General features: G+C 65.0%; 10 protein-coding genes. 7 read left to right on the top strand and 3 right to left on the bottom strand.

Annotation, left to right across the window (positions count from 1 at the left end; all coding sequences use genetic code 11):
• Positions 1–232 precede the first annotated feature (232 nt).
• Together N2605_RS32130 and N2605_RS32125 are read left to right on the top strand one after the other, a co-directional pair.
• Positions 233–772, top strand: coding sequence for a TRAP transporter small permease subunit (locus tag N2605_RS32130; RefSeq protein WP_036020596.1), 540 nt, complete (start codon positions 233–235; stop codon positions 770–772).
• Complete coding sequence (locus N2605_RS32125; protein ID WP_225126868.1) at positions 769–2,376, top strand: TRAP transporter large permease; 1,608 nt, start codon at positions 769–771, stop codon at positions 2,374–2,376. Before N2605_RS32130 ends, N2605_RS32125 begins: the two co-directional genes overlap by 4 nt.
• A gap of 865 nt (positions 2,377–3,241) precedes the next feature.
• Here the strand turns inward: N2605_RS32125 and N2605_RS32120 are convergent.
• Entirely contained in the window at positions 3,242–6,073 is a 2,832-nt protein-coding gene (locus N2605_RS32120) for an ATP-binding protein (protein WP_260344916.1), read from the bottom strand.
• A 195-nt stretch (positions 6,074–6,268) separates the two neighbouring features.
• On the opposite strand from N2605_RS32120, the gene N2605_RS32115 reads away from it, so the two are divergent.
• Genes N2605_RS32115 through N2605_RS32100 form a run of 4 tightly spaced genes read left to right on the top strand, consistent with a single transcriptional unit; the run spans position 6,269 to position 9,207 of the window.
• Positions 6,269–6,688 carry an organic hydroperoxide resistance protein gene (locus N2605_RS32115; protein WP_035996651.1) on the top strand — a complete coding sequence of 140 codons (420 nt, stop codon included), beginning with the start codon at positions 6,269–6,271 and terminating at the stop codon, positions 6,686–6,688.
• 35 nt (positions 6,689–6,723) lie between these two features.
• Positions 6,724–7,752 carry an alpha/beta fold hydrolase gene (locus tag N2605_RS32110; protein ID WP_260344913.1) on the top strand — a complete coding sequence of 343 codons (1,029 nt, stop codon included), beginning with the start codon at positions 6,724–6,726 and terminating at the stop codon, positions 7,750–7,752.
• A gap of 52 nt (positions 7,753–7,804) precedes the next feature.
• On the top strand, positions 7,805–8,368 hold the full coding sequence (locus N2605_RS32105; protein WP_260344911.1) for a cytochrome P460 family protein: 564 nt from the start codon (positions 7,805–7,807) through the stop codon (positions 8,366–8,368).
• Positions 8,369–8,385: 17 nt separating this feature from the next.
• A complete protein-coding gene (locus N2605_RS32100; RefSeq protein ID WP_260344909.1) occupies positions 8,386–9,207 on the top strand; it encodes an SDR family NAD(P)-dependent oxidoreductase in 822 nt (273 codons plus the stop codon).
• A gap of 11 nt (positions 9,208–9,218) precedes the next feature.
• Here N2605_RS32100 and N2605_RS32095 read toward each other — a convergent pair whose 3' ends face one another.
• Positions 9,219–12,728, bottom strand: coding sequence for a PAS domain-containing hybrid sensor histidine kinase/response regulator (locus N2605_RS32095; protein WP_225147421.1), 3,510 nt, complete (start codon positions 12,726–12,728; stop codon positions 9,219–9,221).
• A 182-nt stretch (positions 12,729–12,910) separates the two neighbouring features.
• Positions 12,911–14,140, bottom strand: a complete 1,230-nt coding sequence (gene hemA / locus N2605_RS32090) for a 5-aminolevulinate synthase (protein WP_035996665.1) — start codon at positions 14,138–14,140, stop codon at positions 12,911–12,913.
• Between the two features lie 267 nt (positions 14,141–14,407).
• On the opposite strand from hemA, the gene aroQ reads away from it, so the two are divergent.
• Entirely contained in the window at positions 14,408–14,839 is a 432-nt protein-coding gene (gene aroQ / locus N2605_RS32085; RefSeq protein WP_036020614.1) for a type II 3-dehydroquinate dehydratase, read from the top strand.
• Positions 14,840–14,989 lie beyond the last annotated feature (150 nt).

Here is a 14,989-nt window from a genome sequence, read left to right as displayed (position 1 = left end):
GCGGCAAACTGTCCATTTTCCTGTTGACCGGGAATTGGCCGACGGTAAAGGTGGCCCTGCTTCACGCGGCGGCTGAGACCTGAACGTGTCTTGCCGAAAACCGACAGCAAGAACGGGCGGAAGCATCAGGAGGGGTCAACTAGCTCCCGCGCAGACGTGGCAGGCAGCTGATGCAGCGCCATGGTCCTGCTCGCCTGGGGGATAGTACTCAGCGAGCGGGGACAAGGCATCGATGCGCCCATTGTTGGCGATGAGTACGGCTATCGACTGGCTGAACGAAAAGGTCGGCAACGTCTGCAATATTCTGGTGCTCGCGGCCTGCGTCGTGAGTGCTGTCAATGCGATGATCCGCTACGCCTTCAGTTACAGCTCGAACAGCTGGCTAGAGACGCAGTGGTATATGTTCGCCGTCATCGTGATGTTCGGCGCGTCCTACACCTTTAAGCGCAACGAGCACGTCCGCGTCGAGATCCTTTATCTCATGCTCACCGAACGCGGCCAGCTGTGGCTGGACCTGATCGGGACATTGGTCTTCCTCGTCCCTGCCTGCCTGCTCCTCAGCTACCTCTCTTGGGGGATGTTCTACAATTCGTTCGTCATCGGCGAAATGTCCAACAATGCAGGCGGCCTTCTGCGGTGGCCGATCAAGTTCGTCCTGCCGGCCGGCTTCTTCATGGTGGCTTTGCAGGGTATCTCGGAGGTCATCAAGCGCGCCGCCGCCTTGCGCGGTGAAGTCACCATCGATGCGAAATACGAGCGGCCGACCCAATGATCACGATCGAGATGATGCCGCCGCTGATGTTCGGCGGTCTTGTGCTGGCGATGCTCATCGGCTTTCCGGTCGCCTTCACGCTGGCCGCCCTCGGGCTCTCGTTCGGATTTCTCGCGATCCATTTGGGATTTTTCGAGTTCAGCTTCCTCCAGGCGATCCCGGAGCGCATCTACGGCAGCGTTCTGTCCAACGAGCTGCTGCTGGCCATCCCATTCTTCACGTTCATGGGCGCGATCCTCGAACGATGTGGCCTCGCAGAGGACATGCTGGATTCGATGGGACAGCTGTTTGGCCCCGTTCGCGGCGGTCTCGGCTATTCCGTGATCATCGTCGGCTTCATCCTTGGGGCCATCACAGGCACAGTGGCGGCGCAGGTCATCGCCATGGCGCTGATCTCGATGCCGGTCATGATCCGCTACGGCTACAACGTGCGCTACATCACCGGCGTGCTCGCAGCCTCCGGCACCATAACCCAGCTGGTGCCTCCCTCGCTGGTTTTGATCGTGCTCGCGGACCAACTCGGAAAGTCGGTGGGTGACATGTATCTGGGCGCCTGGGGGCCATCGATACTTCAGATCGCGCTGTTCGCGGGCTACACCTTCGTTCTGAGCATCGTCAAACCGGGCCATGTTCCGGCGGTGCCGAAGGAAGCGAGGACGCTCAAGGGCTGGGCACTCTGGCGCAAATGCCTTCTGGGCATCATTCCGTCCGCCGTTCTGATCTTCGTGGTGCTCGGCACGATGATGCTGGGGCTCGCCACGCCGACCGAAGCGGGTGCCATGGGCGCCGTCGGCGCGATCGTCCTCGCCGTCATCCATCACAAGGATTTCAGCTCGGCCGGTCACAAGGTCTTGCTCGTGGGCGTGGCCGCGGCCGGCGTGGGCACCATCATCGGCATCTACTTCACGCCTAATCTGCCGTTCAAAATTGCGTTCGCGATTGCCTATCTGGCGGTGGCCTGGGCGTGTCTCGAGGTAATCAGGATTCCCGACCTGCGCTTGCTGGTAAAGCAGGGTTATGAGACCACCATGCGCATCACCTGCATGGTGACTTTTATCCTCATTGGATCGACCTGTTTCTCGATTGTCTTTCTCGGCTGCAACGGGGGCGTCTGGCTGGAACACATGCTGACATCGTTGCCGGGCGGTGTATGGGGCTTCTTAATCTTCATCAATCTGTTCATCTTCTTTGTCGCCTTCTTCCTCGACTTCTTCGAGATTGCCTTCATTATCGTTCCCATGATCGCGCCGACCGCCCTCAAGCTCCTCACGCCTGTCGTCGGCGCGGATGCCGCCTTGATCTGGTTTGGGATCATGCTGTGCGTGAACATGCAGACCTCCTTCCTGCATCCCCCCTTCGGCTTCGCACTGTTCTATTTGCGCGGCGTGGCGCCGAGGGAAGTCAAGAGTTCAGACATCTATTGGGGTGCGGTGCCGTGGATCGGTCTGCAGGCGATCATGGTTGCGGTCGTGATCGCATTCCCGATCACTGTCACCGGGTTGCTGGACGCCCCGATCAAGGTGGATCTGGATAAGATCAAGATCGAGATTCCGGACATCGAGTTGCCGCCACCGCTGGTCGATTTCGGGCAGCCCAAGAACTAAGGGACGTCCGCCGAAGCACTTCCGCTTTTCGTCCAACCCGGGGGGTTGACGCTCTCCGCTTTTCGCGCTGCTGCTGGAGATGACGGGACATCATGTGCGCGTTCTTCGAAACATGATTTGCAGGGACGTGACCGAGCCACCCCTAGGGGTTGGGCCGTCGTCGCTCAAAACAGCAACGGCTGGGTCAACCGATCGGCGGCCAAATATTCTACTTTACAGAAATTCGGATTCAGCGTAAATCCTGGCTCACCCTGATCCGGCGAAAGGGGCGGTCGTACGTCGTCACGAGCCGCGGATCGGGCTGCGGTGGACGCTTTGGCGCCGTCGCGGATGTGGGACGCAGGGCGGGGTGATGGATTGAGCCGAGCCCCGTGAGCGCCTCGCAAGCCGCGTTGTACGAACGGCGCCGTTCGCGTAACGGCAAAACCGTGTGGTCCTGGCCGTCGTTGCTACGGTCAAGCGCTTGCGGATGCGGCATCTGCGCCAACCGGCGCGGTGTCGGTGACTTTCGTGAGGGCGAGGGAGGCCAGAGGGAACTCGGCTCCCGGGAGAGCGCGGCATAAGCCGTCCGACCATCGCGCAGGGAAGGCCGTGTGTTCGGCTTCACCTGTATGCTGCTGTGCGGTTCCTTCTGCGTGTGCATTTCGCGCAGCGGACCGCGGGTGCGAGCCAGCACCCGGCCTTCCCTGCGCCCTTTCTCCAGGAGGGCGTGACGCGAAGCGCAAAACTCGGGCGAAACGCGCCGCGAGAAGGCGAAGCCATGTCTGCGAGTCGAGACGCTGGTTTGAGGTCGATAACGGTTCACCTTGCGCCGTCATTGCGAGGAGCGCAGCGACGAAGCAGGGTACGCCGACGGGGTGATCCGCTACAGCGTGGTCAGAAGCACGCTGGCCGCTTTGATATCCGCCGTATCGGCGCCCTCGGCAAAGCCCTCGAGCGGCGATTGGAGCCATCGCTTCGCCTCGTCGCGCTGCCCGCGTCCGGCAAACAGCCCGGCGAGATCGATCGCAGCGCGCAGCTCCCAGGCCGTGGCGCCTTGCCGGCGGCTGAGATCCAGGGATTGCATGAAGTGGGCTTCTGCCTGCTCGGCGTCGGGCTCCGGCAGCGACAACAGAACTCTGCCTTTCATCCGCAGCAATTCGGGCATGTAGAGATGATCGCCGCTCTGATCGACGAGGCGGATCGCATCGTCGATCAGGCGCGCACTCTGCTCGACCTGTCCAAGCGCCAACAAGCCTTGAACCAGCGCGATGTTGAAGGTCGTGGTGAGCAGTTCGTAGCCGGCCTCGTGGAGCTCGCGTAGGCAAGCCATGATCGTATCGACGCCTTGCGCGGCGTCTCCCCGCCGGATCGCCAGTTCGCCCTTCACGCCGCGGCCCACCACGAGATAGGGACCCATCGAGCGAGATTCGGCATGCGCGATGAATTGGTCGATGCTCTGCTCGGCGCCGTCGAGATCGCCGTCCCAGAGCGAGATCGAGACCGCCCAGATCAACGCGATGCACAGCGTGATCGGATGCTCCATCTGCGCGGCTTCAGTCACCGTCTGTTGCGCCAGCTGCCGCGCGTCCGCGGGCCGGCCCTGCAACCAGAGTTCGCGCGCCAGCGTGATGCCGGCCCGGTTGCGATGATCGAAGCCATGGATGGTGCTGATTCGTTCGGCGCCCGGCCCTTGCCATGCGACCTCCAGCATCTTCAGCGCGTCGCGGTGCTCGCCGGCCAGATGCAGCGAAACCCCGAGCAGCGAATGGGCGAGGACGATCGAGCCGGGATCGCCGAGCGCCTGCGCGACCGCAAGGCTCTGCTGCGCATAGCCAAGCGCGGCATGGAACTGCCCCATCCGTTCGTGAAAGATATGCATGCGGCCGAGCAGCTGCAGCTGGTTCGGCGCGTCGCCGCGCGCCTCCGCGATCGCAAGGCTCCTGCTCAAGGCCACGCGCGCCGCCTCGCTGCCGCCGCGCGTGAACATCAGGGTCAGCCCGAGGGCAGCCTGGATGTGCATTTCATCGGCGCTGCCGCGCGCGGACGGGGTCATCGCAAGCAGTGCCCGTTCCGACCAGCGCCGGCATTCGATCAAGAGGGACATCGCGAGGAAGATCGGCGCTGCCGCGGCGGCGAGCGCAATGCCGGCGGTGGCGTCGCCGCCCGCGCCAAAGCACCAGTCCAGCGCGGCACGCACATTGTGGAGCGCGGAGAAGTGGATCGCCCGTTCGTCGGCGTTCGGCGTTGCCGCCCATGTGCTGCCGGCCTGCTCCAGCCATCGCCGGTAGTAGGTCGCGTGGCGGGCGGCGAGCGCGGCGTCGTTCGGCTCGATCTCGAGCAGATAGGCGCGCGTGGTATCGAGCAGACGGTAGCGCATCATGGCGCCGACCGGCCGCGGCGCGACCATCGATTTGGCGACGAGACTGTCGATGGCATCGAACAAATGGGAGCGGTCGGCACGTTCATCCGGGACGACCTCGAGGGCGGCGTCGATGGTGAAGTGACCTGCGAAGACCGCCAGCCTGCGGAGGACGAGGCGCTCGATGTCGGACAGCAGCCCGTAGCTCCAGTCCAGCGTCGCCCGCAACGTCTTCTGTCGCGGGGGCGCGGTGCGCTGGCCCTGCCAGAGCAGATTGAGACGCTCATCGAGCAGCGCGGCCGTCTGCTCCAGGCCGTAAGCTTCGACCCGGCCGGCGGCGAGCTCGATCGCCAGGGCCATGCCGTCGAGGTTGCGGCAGATCCTCGCGATAGTCGCGGCGTTGGTATCGTCGAGCGCGATCTGCGCGCCGCCAGCGGTCGCCCGTTCGATGAAGAGCTGAAGCGCGGGATAGGTCTGTGCAGCCGCCGCACTCAGCCCGGCACTATCAGGCGGTACGGCGAGCGGCGCCAACCGATAGACCTGCTCGCCCTCGACGCGCAGGGCTTCGCGGCTGGTGGCGAGGATGTGGACATCAGGCGCAGCGTGGAAGATCGCCGAAGCCAGCGGTGCCGCCGCGGCGATGACATGCTCGCAATTGTCGAGGATGAGCAGCAACCGCTTGTCCCTGACATGCGCGAGCAGCGCGGGCAGGGGATCGTCGGTCTCGGCCGGCAAGCCGAGCATCAACAGGATCGAGGTGATCACGAGATTGGGATCGCTGAGCGCGGCAAGGTCGACGAAATGCGCGGCGTCGGAGAACGTCGCGAGCAGGTCGTGGGCGATCGCCACCGCGACGGCAGTCTTGCCCACGCCGCCCGGACCGACGATCGTGACGAAGCGCGAGGTGAGAAGCTTGTCGGAGATGGTGGCGACCGCCTGGTCGCGTCCGACCATCCGTTGCAGCCGATTCGGCAGCTTGACCGGCGGCAATTCCATCGGCGGGGACGAGCGCCGCGCCGCCGGAGGCTCCGTGTGCGAGATCGGCGCCACGAAGCAATAGCCGCGCCCGGAAAGCGTCGTGATGTAGCGTGCGCCGTCCTTGCCGTCGCCGAGCGCCTTGCGGAGAGCGGCGATGTGAAAGCGCAGATTGGCCTCTTCGACGGTGATGCCGGGCCACACCAGCGCCATCAGATCCCATTTGCTGACGACCTCGTTCGGCCGCGACATCAGTGCGATCAGCGCGTCGAAGGCCTTCGAACCCAGCGGCACCGCGACGCCGTCGCGCGTCACGAGCCTTTCATGTGGCGCCACGGTGAATGGTCCGAACGAGAGTCTTGGCCCGGTCGGCGTGGTCATCGCGAAATCTTGCTCATTTGCGAACCGGATAGCCAGAGGGCAGCCATCCCGCAAGGCCTGCGTTGCATCGGCCTCAGACCGTGTTTGCAAGCCTCCCATAAGCTTCTGCGCCGGCCTCACAACTTCTCACAAGTCCAAACGGGTCTCCGGGGCGCGTCGCTGCTAGTCAGTTTGCGCGACGGCAAGGAGCTCTTCATGACGCAAACGGCAAAACTGCTCTACACGGCCCGGACCCACACCAGCGGAGGCCGGCACGACGGCATATCGCGCAGTTCCGACGGTCGCCTCGACGTCAAGCTGTCGCCGCCGGGCGGGGCCGGCATCGGCACAAATCCCGAGCAATTGTTTGCGGCCGGCTGGTCGGCCTGCTTCGAAGGCGCCATGGAACTCGCCGCGCGCAAGCAGAAGGTGACCCTTCCCAGGAAAAGCGCGATCGATGCGGAGATCGATCTGGTGCTCGACGAGGGCGCCTACGCGCTGAGGGCGCGCCTCAATGTCAGCCTGCCGGGACTCGACCCCGAGATCGCACGCGGCATCATCGATGAAGCGCATCAAACCTGCCCCTACTCCAAGGCCGTCCGCGGCAACATCGACGTCACGGTCGCGCTGATCTGACGCACCATCATAAATCACGACAAGGTCACATCATCATGAAGCAGCTCATCGATCAGCACCGCCGCCAGTTTCTCGGCATCGCCACCGGAGCCGCCGCCGCCGGCATCGGCGTGATCGCGTTCGCTCGTGCCGAGACCGAACCGCAGCGATCCCAAGCATCGAATGCGTCCTTCGGCGCGATCAAGCAGATCGATGCCGGCGTTCTCAACGTCGGCTATGCCGAGGCGGGTCCCTCGAACGGTCCGGTGGCGATCCTGCTGCATGGCTGGCCCTACGACATTCACGCCTTCATCGACGTCGCGCCCCTCCTGGCAAAGGCCGGCTATCGCGTGATCATCCCATACTTGCGTGGCTACGGCACGACGCACTTCCTCTCCAGCGAGACGCCGCGCAATGGCGAGCCTGCCGCGATGGCCTCCGACATCATCGCGCTGATGGACAAGCTCGAGATCAAGAAGGCCGTCGTCGCCGGTTTCGATTGGGGCGCGCGTACCGCCGACATCATCGCCGCGCTGTGGCCGGAGCGGTGTCGCGCGCTGGTGTCGGTCAGCGGCTATCTGATCTCCAGCCAGGCTGCGGGCAATATGCCGCTGCCGCCGTCGGCCGAGCTGCAATGGTGGTACCAGTTCTACTTCGCGACCGAGCGCGGCCGGGCCGGCTACGAGAAGTACACGCATGATTTCGCCAAGCTGATCTGGAAGCTGGCTTCGCCGCAGTGGAAGTTCGACGACGCTACCTTCAACAGAAGCGTGGCGTCGCTCGACAACAAGGATCATGTCGCGATCACGATCCACAATTACCGCTGGCGGCTCGGGCTCGCCCAGGGCGAGGCAAAATACGAGCATCTCGAAAAGAAGCTGGCCGCGGCTCCGCAGATCGAGGTGCCGACGATCACGATGGAGGGCGATGCCAACGGCGCGCCCCATCCCGAGCCGAGCGCCTATGCCAAGAAGTTCTCAGGCCGATACGAGTTTCGCCTGATCACCGGCGGCGTCGGCCACAATCTGCCACAGGAGGCGCCGCAGGCCTTCGCCAAGGCCGTCATCGACGCCGACGGCGCCTAGGCATTCGTCGGCACCTCCGTCCAGCCTCATTGATCGAGCCCGATGAAACATCATGACGATAGCCGAACCCGAAAAGAAGAAATCTTTCTACACCACGATGATCGTGCTGACCGTGGTCGTCCTCGTCGTGCTCCTGACCTGCATGCCTTACCTCGTCACGATCGCCTTTGCGGAAGGGCCAGCGGAACAGAGCGCGGCGGACGCCTCGCCGATCTTCGGCGTCACAATTCCAGCCGGCTATAAGCGGTGGGAGCTGATCGCGCCGGCCGAAGAGGCCGCGCCGCTCGACGAGCTGCGCGCTGTTGTCGGCAACCAGACCGCCATCGATGCCTATCAGGCCGGAAAACTGCCGTTCCCGGACGGCACCATTCTGGTCAAGCGCGCCTGGAAGCGGAAGCAGTCACCGGAGTTCGCGTCCGCGACGATTCCCGGCGCCGCCACCACGGTCCAGGTGATGGTGAAGGATTCCAGGAAATACGCGGCTACCGGCGGCTGGGGCTTTGGCCGCTTCGTCAACGGCAAACCGGTGGACGAGGCGCAGCACCGCACCTGCTGGGGCTGTCACGAAGCCCGGGCCAAGAGCCGCGACTATGTCTTCACGCGGCTTGCGCCTTGAGACATACGGTGACTGGCTTGAAGACTTGGTTCATCAGCGGCAGCTCTCGCGGGCTTGGCCGTGCCATCACGGAAGCGGCACTCGCCGCGGGCGACCAGGTGGTTGCCACTGCGCGAACGCTCCAACCGCTTGAACCGTTGCGGGAACGTTTCGCTGAAAGACTGTGCCTTGCAACGCTCGACGTCACGGATGAAGCTGCCGCGCCGGCAGCCATCGCGCTTGCTGCGGAGACGTTCGGCGGACTCGACGTGGTCGTCAACAATGCCGGCTACGGCGACCTCGGATCGGTCGAGGATACTGGCCTGGACTCGTTCCGGCGGCAGATCGAGGCCAATTTGATAGGCACCATTATCGTCACCAAGGCGGCGATTCCGGTGCTGCGCCGGCAGCGCCGTGGCCACATCGTGCAAGTCTCGTCCGTAGGCGGCCGGATCGGCGCCCCAGCCCGCGCCGCCTATTCGGCCGCGAAATGGGGTATCGAGGGCTTTTCGGAATCGCTGGCGCGCGAGATGGCGCTGATCGGCGTGAACGTCACGATCGTCGAGCCCGGCGGCTTTCGCACCGGCTTTGCGCGAGCCGCACATGGGACCGGCGAAGGACGCCCGGAATACGATGCGCTCGTCGGCGCTGCCGTCAGGATGCAGCGCGATTACGACGGCCGGCGGCCCGGCGATCCAGCCAAAGCCGCGGCCGTGGTTCTGAAGCTTGCCGATATGGAGCGCCCGCCTCTGCGCATTGCGCTCGGAAGCGATGCCGTCGACGCCATCGCTGCGATCGATAAGCTCCGCCTCGAAGAGCTGGAGAGGTGGCGAGCGCTCAGCGTATCGACTGACTATTGACCCCGGGGGCCTCACTCCGCCGCCACCATTTGTTGCGTGCGCCACTGGCCCAGCAGGGCACGCAGCGAAGCCGGCTTCACCGGCTTGTTGAGCACCGCGATCTTCTCGTCACGCGCGGCGACCTGCACGGCGGGACTGCGATCGGCGGTGATCAGGATCGCAGGGATGCCATCGCCGAAACGGCGGCGGATCTCGCGGATGGCGGCGATGCCGTTGCCGCGATCGAGGTGATAATCGACCAGAAGGCCGGTGACGCGGCGGCCGGCGGTTTCGATCGCAGCGATCGCGCCTTCGGGATCGGCGACCGCGATCACCTCGGCGTCCCAAGCCTTGAGCAGCGTGCGCATGCCGTCGAGGATCGCCGCATCGTTCTCGATGCAGACGATCAGCGCGCCCGAGATCGGTGTGCGCGCCAGCGGCGTCGCGCTGGTCACGGCCGCGGTGTGGGTGACCGCCTTCGCCGTCGGCACCGTCACCGAGAAGACCGAGCCGCCGCTTCGATTGCCGTCGATGGCGATGCCGTGCTTGAGCACGCGGGCCAGGCGTTCCACGATCGAGAGGCCGAGGCCCAGACCGCGCGCGATCCGCGCCCCCTGCTCCAGGCGATGGAATTCCTTGAAGATCTCGCCTCGCTTGACCGCGGGGATACCGACGCCGGTGTCGTAGACGCAGATCTTGAGCGAGGCGCCGCGGCGGCGGCAGCCGACCAGCACGCGGCCGCGCGGGGTATACTTGATCGCGTTCGAGATCAGGTTCTGGAGCAGGCGCCGCAGCAGGAGCCGGTCCGACTCGACCGGCAACGAGCAGGGCACGAAGGCGAGCTCCAGGCCCTTGGCGCGCGCGATCGGCGCGAACTCGATTTCCAGCGACCGCATCAGATCGGCCATCTTGAAGCTCGAGATCGAGGTCGCCATCGCGCCAGCGTCGAGCCTGGAAATGTCGAGCAGCGCGCCGAGGATTTCCTCGATCGCCTGCAAGGATTCGTCGATGTTCTCGACCAGCCGCGTCTCCTCGCCATTGTGCTGGCGCTCGACGAGGCTGGTGACGTAGAGCCGCGCCGCGTTCAGCGGCTGCAGGATGTCGTGGCTGGCGGCGGCGAGGAAACGCGTCTTGGAGATGCTGGCGTCCTCCGCCGCGCTCTTGGCGATGGCCAGCTCGGAGTTCAGCCGCGTCAGCTCCTCGGTGCGGTCGCGCACGCGCTTTTCCAGCGTCGCATTGGCGCGCTCCAGCGCTTCGGCGGCTTCGAAGCTCGGCGTGACGTCGGTGAAAGTGATGACGAAGCCCCCGCCGGGCATGCGGTTGGTGAGCACTTCGATCACCATGTGGCGTTCCGGCAGCCGCTCGAGATAAGGCTCGCTGTCGGTGGTGTAGGCCGCAAGGCGCCGTTCCAGCAGGGCCTTGCGCTCGAGCGGATCGTTCGGATCGCCGAGGCCGATGAACTCCAGGATCTCGCGCAAGGGCGTGCCGAACTGGATCAGATGCAGCGGCACATTGAGGAGGTCGCCGAACTGCCGGTTGGAGCAGATCAGTTGCAGATCGGCGTCGAACACGGCGATGCCCTGGCGCACATGGTTGAGCGCGGTCTGCAGGATCTCGCGGTTGAAATGCAGCGCGGCGTGCGAATCGTCGAGCAGCTTCAGCGCGGCCTTGGCGGAGACCGTCCGCTTGCGCAGCAGCAGCGACATCACGAGGCGGGAGGAGGCCGCGCCGATCGAGGAGGCAATCAGATGCTCGGCGTGCTGCAGCAGCTCGAAATCGGCGGGCGCACCGGGCTCCAGCCGCACGTTGCGCCGCGCCGAGAAGGCCTCGAAGGAATGTCGCGCGCGGTCGGGCCCGAGATATTGCGCCACCGTGGTCTGGATGTCCTGCACGGTGACGGTGCTGCGCCAGCGGCGGAAGCTCGGGGAGATCGGTGCGAGCGTATTGGGCACGAACAGATCGGCTTGCAGCAGCTCGATGGAGGATGGCCGGCGTGCCAGCGACAGCAGCACATAGGTCAGGATGTTGAGGGACAGCGACCAGATCACGCCGTGCATCAGGGGCGGCAGGTCGGCGCCGAACAGTGCCTGCGGCCGCAGCGCCTCGATGCCGAACGGGCCGTGCTGCAGCAGCAGGATGCCTGACGTCGAGGAATCCATGAAGCTCGGCATGAACAGCGTGTAGAGCCACACCGCAAACCCGACCAGCATGCCGCCGATCGCCCCGCGCGCGGTCGCGCGCCGCCAGAGCAGGCCGCCGAAGAAGCTCGGGGCGAGCTGGGCGATGGCGGCAAAGGAGAGCAGGCCGATCGCCGCGAGCTGGGTGCTGCCGAGCGCGCGATAGTAGAAATAGGCCATCACCATGATGGCGAAGATCGCGAGCCGGCGCGAGCGCAGCAGGAAGTTGCTGAAATCGGCCCCGCCGGCGCGCCCCTCCGGCCGACGTTTCAGCACCAGCGGCACCACGAGGTCGTTCGAGACCATGATGGAGAGCGCGACGCATTCGACGATCACCATGGCGGTTGCCGCCGAAAGCCCGCCGACGAAGACGGCGACGCTGAGCAGGTTCGCGCCGCTCTCGATCGGCAGGGCCAGCACGTACATATCAGGGTCGGCCGTGCCGAACGGGAAGGTCACGAGGCCGGCGAGCGCGATCGGGATCACGAACAGGTTGATGGCGACGAGGTAGAGCGGAAACAGCCAGCGCGCGCGGCCGACCTCGGCATCCGAGGAATTCTCCACCACGCTGACGTGAAACTGGCGCGGCAGCAGCATGATCGCGCACAGCGACAGCAATGTCATGGTCAGGAAGTTGCCGATCGACGGCGAATAATTGATGGCGCGCACCGCTTCCGGCGTCCTCATCGCGCGCTCGATCAATTCATGCGGCGAGAACATCCAGAAGGTGACGAAGATGCCGGCGGCGAGGAAGGCGACCAGCTTGATGATGGACTCGGTCGCGATCGCCAGCATCAGGCCGTGCTGGTGCTCGGTCGCGTCGGTCTGTCGCGTGCCGAACAGCACAGCGAAGGCCGCCATCGTCAGCGTCACCATCAGCGCCATGTCGCCGAGGATCGGGATGTGCGAGAAGGCCTGGTCTTCGCTCAGGATTGTGCCCAGCGAGGAAGCCACCGCCTTGAGCTGGAGCGCGATATAGGGCACCGAGCCGATGATCGCGATTGCGGCGACGGTCGCCGCCACCGCTTGGCTCTTGCCGTAGCGGGCCCCGATGAAGTCGGCGATAGAGGTGATGTTGTGGGCTTTCGCCAGCTGGATCACGCGTCGGAGCACCCCGGCCCCCAACCCGATCATCAGGATCGGGCCGACATAGATCGCGAGGAAATCGGTCGAGGTGCGGGTCGCGAAGCCGACCGACCCGAAGAAGGTCCAGGACGTGCAGTAGATCGCCAGCGACAGTGGATAGATCAGCCCGGAGGCGCGGCCGCGACCGGCCGGCGAGCGGCGGTCGCCGTGGCTCGCCACCAGGAACAGGAAGCCGATATAGCCGAAGGCGGCGGCGATCACGCCCCAATCGTGCAGCATGGGTCGGGGGCTCTCTCCCTGGGCGCCGGCGGCGCCCGAGCTCATTTTCCTTGCAAACCTAGCGCGTTGAGCGGACGCAAGCGACAGCGAAATGCCGTGCGGCGGTAGGAACTGCCGGCGTCGTTAAGCGGTGGGGCGAGCTGTCCGCCCGCTCTTACCCTCCAGGGGAGGGTAAAAGAGGCCTATTCCGCGGCCAGCGACTTCGCGCGCAGCGGCAGGCCGAGGCGGTCCCACACTTGCAGCAGCGCTTCGGCGAGCTGATCGATAAGGCCGTCGTCGTGATACGGCGAGGGCGTGATGCGCAGGCGCTCGGTGCCCTTGGCGACGGTCGGATAGTTGATCGGCTGGATGTAGATCCCGTGCTGTTCGAGCAGCAGGTCGGAAGCCTGCTTGCACTTCTCGGGATCGCCGACGAACAGCGGTACGATGTGTGTGTCGCTCGACATCACCGGCAGGCCGGCGGCATTGAGGATCGCCTTGACCCGGGCGGCACGGTCCTGGTGGCGCTCGCGCTCCCAGCTCGACGTCTTCAGGTGCCTGATCGCGGCGGTCGCGGCCGAGCAGACCGCCGGCGGCAGCGCGGTGGTGAAGATGAAGCCCGGCGCATAGGAGCGCACGGCGTCGATGATCTGGCCGTTGGCGGCGATGTAGCCGCCGAGACAGCCGAACGCCTTGGCCAGCGTGCCCTCGAGAATGTCGATGCGATGCATCACGCCGTCGCGCTCGGCGATGCCGCCGCCGCGCGGGCCGTACATGCCGACGGCGTGGACTTCGTCGACATAGGTCATCGCGCCATATTTCTCGGCGAGATCGCAGATCCTGGCGAGCGGCGCGACATCGCCGTCCATGGAATAGAGACTCTCGCAGACGATCAGCTTCGGCCGATCGGGACCGGCCGCTTTCAACAGCTCTTCGAGATGCGCAACGTCGTTGTGGCGGAACACGATCCGCTCGCAGCCGGACTGGCGGATGCCCTCGATCATCGAATTGTGGTTGAGCTCGTCCGACAGGATCAGGCAGTTCGGAATGAGCTTTGCGATGGTCGGGATGCCGGTCTGGTTCGAGACATAGCCCGAGGTGAACAGCAGCGCGGCTTCCTTGCCGTGGAGATCGGCGAGCTCGGCTTCGAGCTGCACCAGCGGATGATGCGTGCCGGCGATGTTGCGGGTGCCGCCGGCGCCGGTGCCGACGCGCGTGGCAGTCTCGACCATGGCGCCGACCACCTTCGGATGCTGGCCCATGCCGAGATAGTCGTTGGAGCACCAGATCACGACGTCGCGCTTGCCCTTGGGCGAGTGCCAGACCGCATGCGGGAACCGGCCGGCCGTGCGTTCGAGGTCGGCGAACACGCGATAACGCCGCTCGGTGTGGAGACGATCGAGGGCGGAATCGAAGAATTGGGCGTAATCCATCGGCAAACCTGCAACGGAACCTGACCAAGGGGACGGGTCTACTTAGAGCTTTTCCAGCTCCAATGTCTATGCGCTATCCCACATTTGGATCTGTGGGGCATTTGGGCAAAATGCCCTATCCGGCGCGTCTCAGTTTGATCCCGATCAATCCTGCGCGACATATAATGCTGCTCTGCACCATCTGCCGGGGCGACCCAGCCTATGGTCTTCCGTCGCAGCCCGGCGCGCGCTTTCCTTGCTCAACCAGGCTCTCGAAAGGACCCTTCCATGAAGCGCGTGATGATCCTCAACGGCCCCAACCTCAACATGCTCGGCATCCGCGAGCCGCACATCTACGGCACGACGACGCTCGCGGAGGTCAACGCGAGCTGCGAGGACGCGGCCGCCAGGCTCGGCCTCAAGCTCGCCTTCCACCAGTCCAACCACGAGGGCGTGCTGGTTGATCTGATCCAGTCGGCGCGGCAGGACGCCGAGGCCATCGTCATCAATCCGGCCGGCCTCTCCTTCACCTCGGTCTCGATCATGGACGCGATCAAGACGTTCGAGGGTCCGGTGCTGGAGGTGCACATCTCCAACATCCACGCCCGTGACGAATATCACCGGCACTCCAAGATCTCGTACGTGGCGACCGGCGTGATCTGCGGGCTCGGGCCGTTCGGCTACATCGCGGCGCTGCACGCGATCGCGAATATGAAGTGAGGCGCCAGCCGCGCCGGAGGTCTGCTCCCTCGCCCCGTTCTTACGGGGAGAGGGTTGGGGTGAGGGGCTGTTTCGGCAATGATGGTGAGAGTTGGACTCGCGGAGACTCCCCCTCACCCGCCACGCTTCGCGTGTCGGCCTCTCCCCGCA

Origin of the sequence: Bradyrhizobium yuanmingense (assembly GCF_025200905.1) — a bacterium.
In the GTDB taxonomy this organism is placed as follows: Bacteria; Pseudomonadota; Alphaproteobacteria; order Rhizobiales; family Xanthobacteraceae; genus Bradyrhizobium; species Bradyrhizobium yuanmingense.
This window is presented reverse-complemented; position numbering and strand designations above follow the sequence as displayed.

Excerpts from the sequence above, each read along its gene's own strand:
- aroQ (WP_036020614.1), top strand. The coding sequence starts at position 14,408 with ATGAAGCGCGTGATGATCCTCAACGGCCCCAACCTCAACATGCTCGGC.
- N2605_RS32115 (WP_035996651.1), top strand. The coding sequence starts at position 6,269 with ATGACGCAAACGGCAAAACTGCTCTACACGGCCCGGACCCACACCAGC.
- N2605_RS32110 (WP_260344913.1), top strand. The coding sequence starts at position 6,724 with ATGAAGCAGCTCATCGATCAGCACCGCCGCCAGTTTCTCGGCATCGCC.
- N2605_RS32095 (WP_225147421.1), bottom strand. The coding sequence starts at position 12,728 with ATGCTGCACGATTGGGGCGTGATCGCCGCCGCCTTCGGCTATATCGGC.
- N2605_RS32125 (WP_225126868.1), top strand. The coding sequence starts at position 769 with ATGATCACGATCGAGATGATGCCGCCGCTGATGTTCGGCGGTCTTGTG.
- N2605_RS32120 (WP_260344916.1), bottom strand. The coding sequence starts at position 6,073 with ATGACCACGCCGACCGGGCCAAGACTCTCGTTCGGACCATTCACCGTG.
- hemA (WP_035996665.1), bottom strand. The coding sequence starts at position 14,140 with ATGGATTACGCCCAATTCTTCGATTCCGCCCTCGATCGTCTCCACACC.
- N2605_RS32130 (WP_036020596.1), top strand. The coding sequence starts at position 233 with ATGCGCCCATTGTTGGCGATGAGTACGGCTATCGACTGGCTGAACGAA.
- N2605_RS32105 (WP_260344911.1), top strand. The coding sequence starts at position 7,805 with ATGACGATAGCCGAACCCGAAAAGAAGAAATCTTTCTACACCACGATG.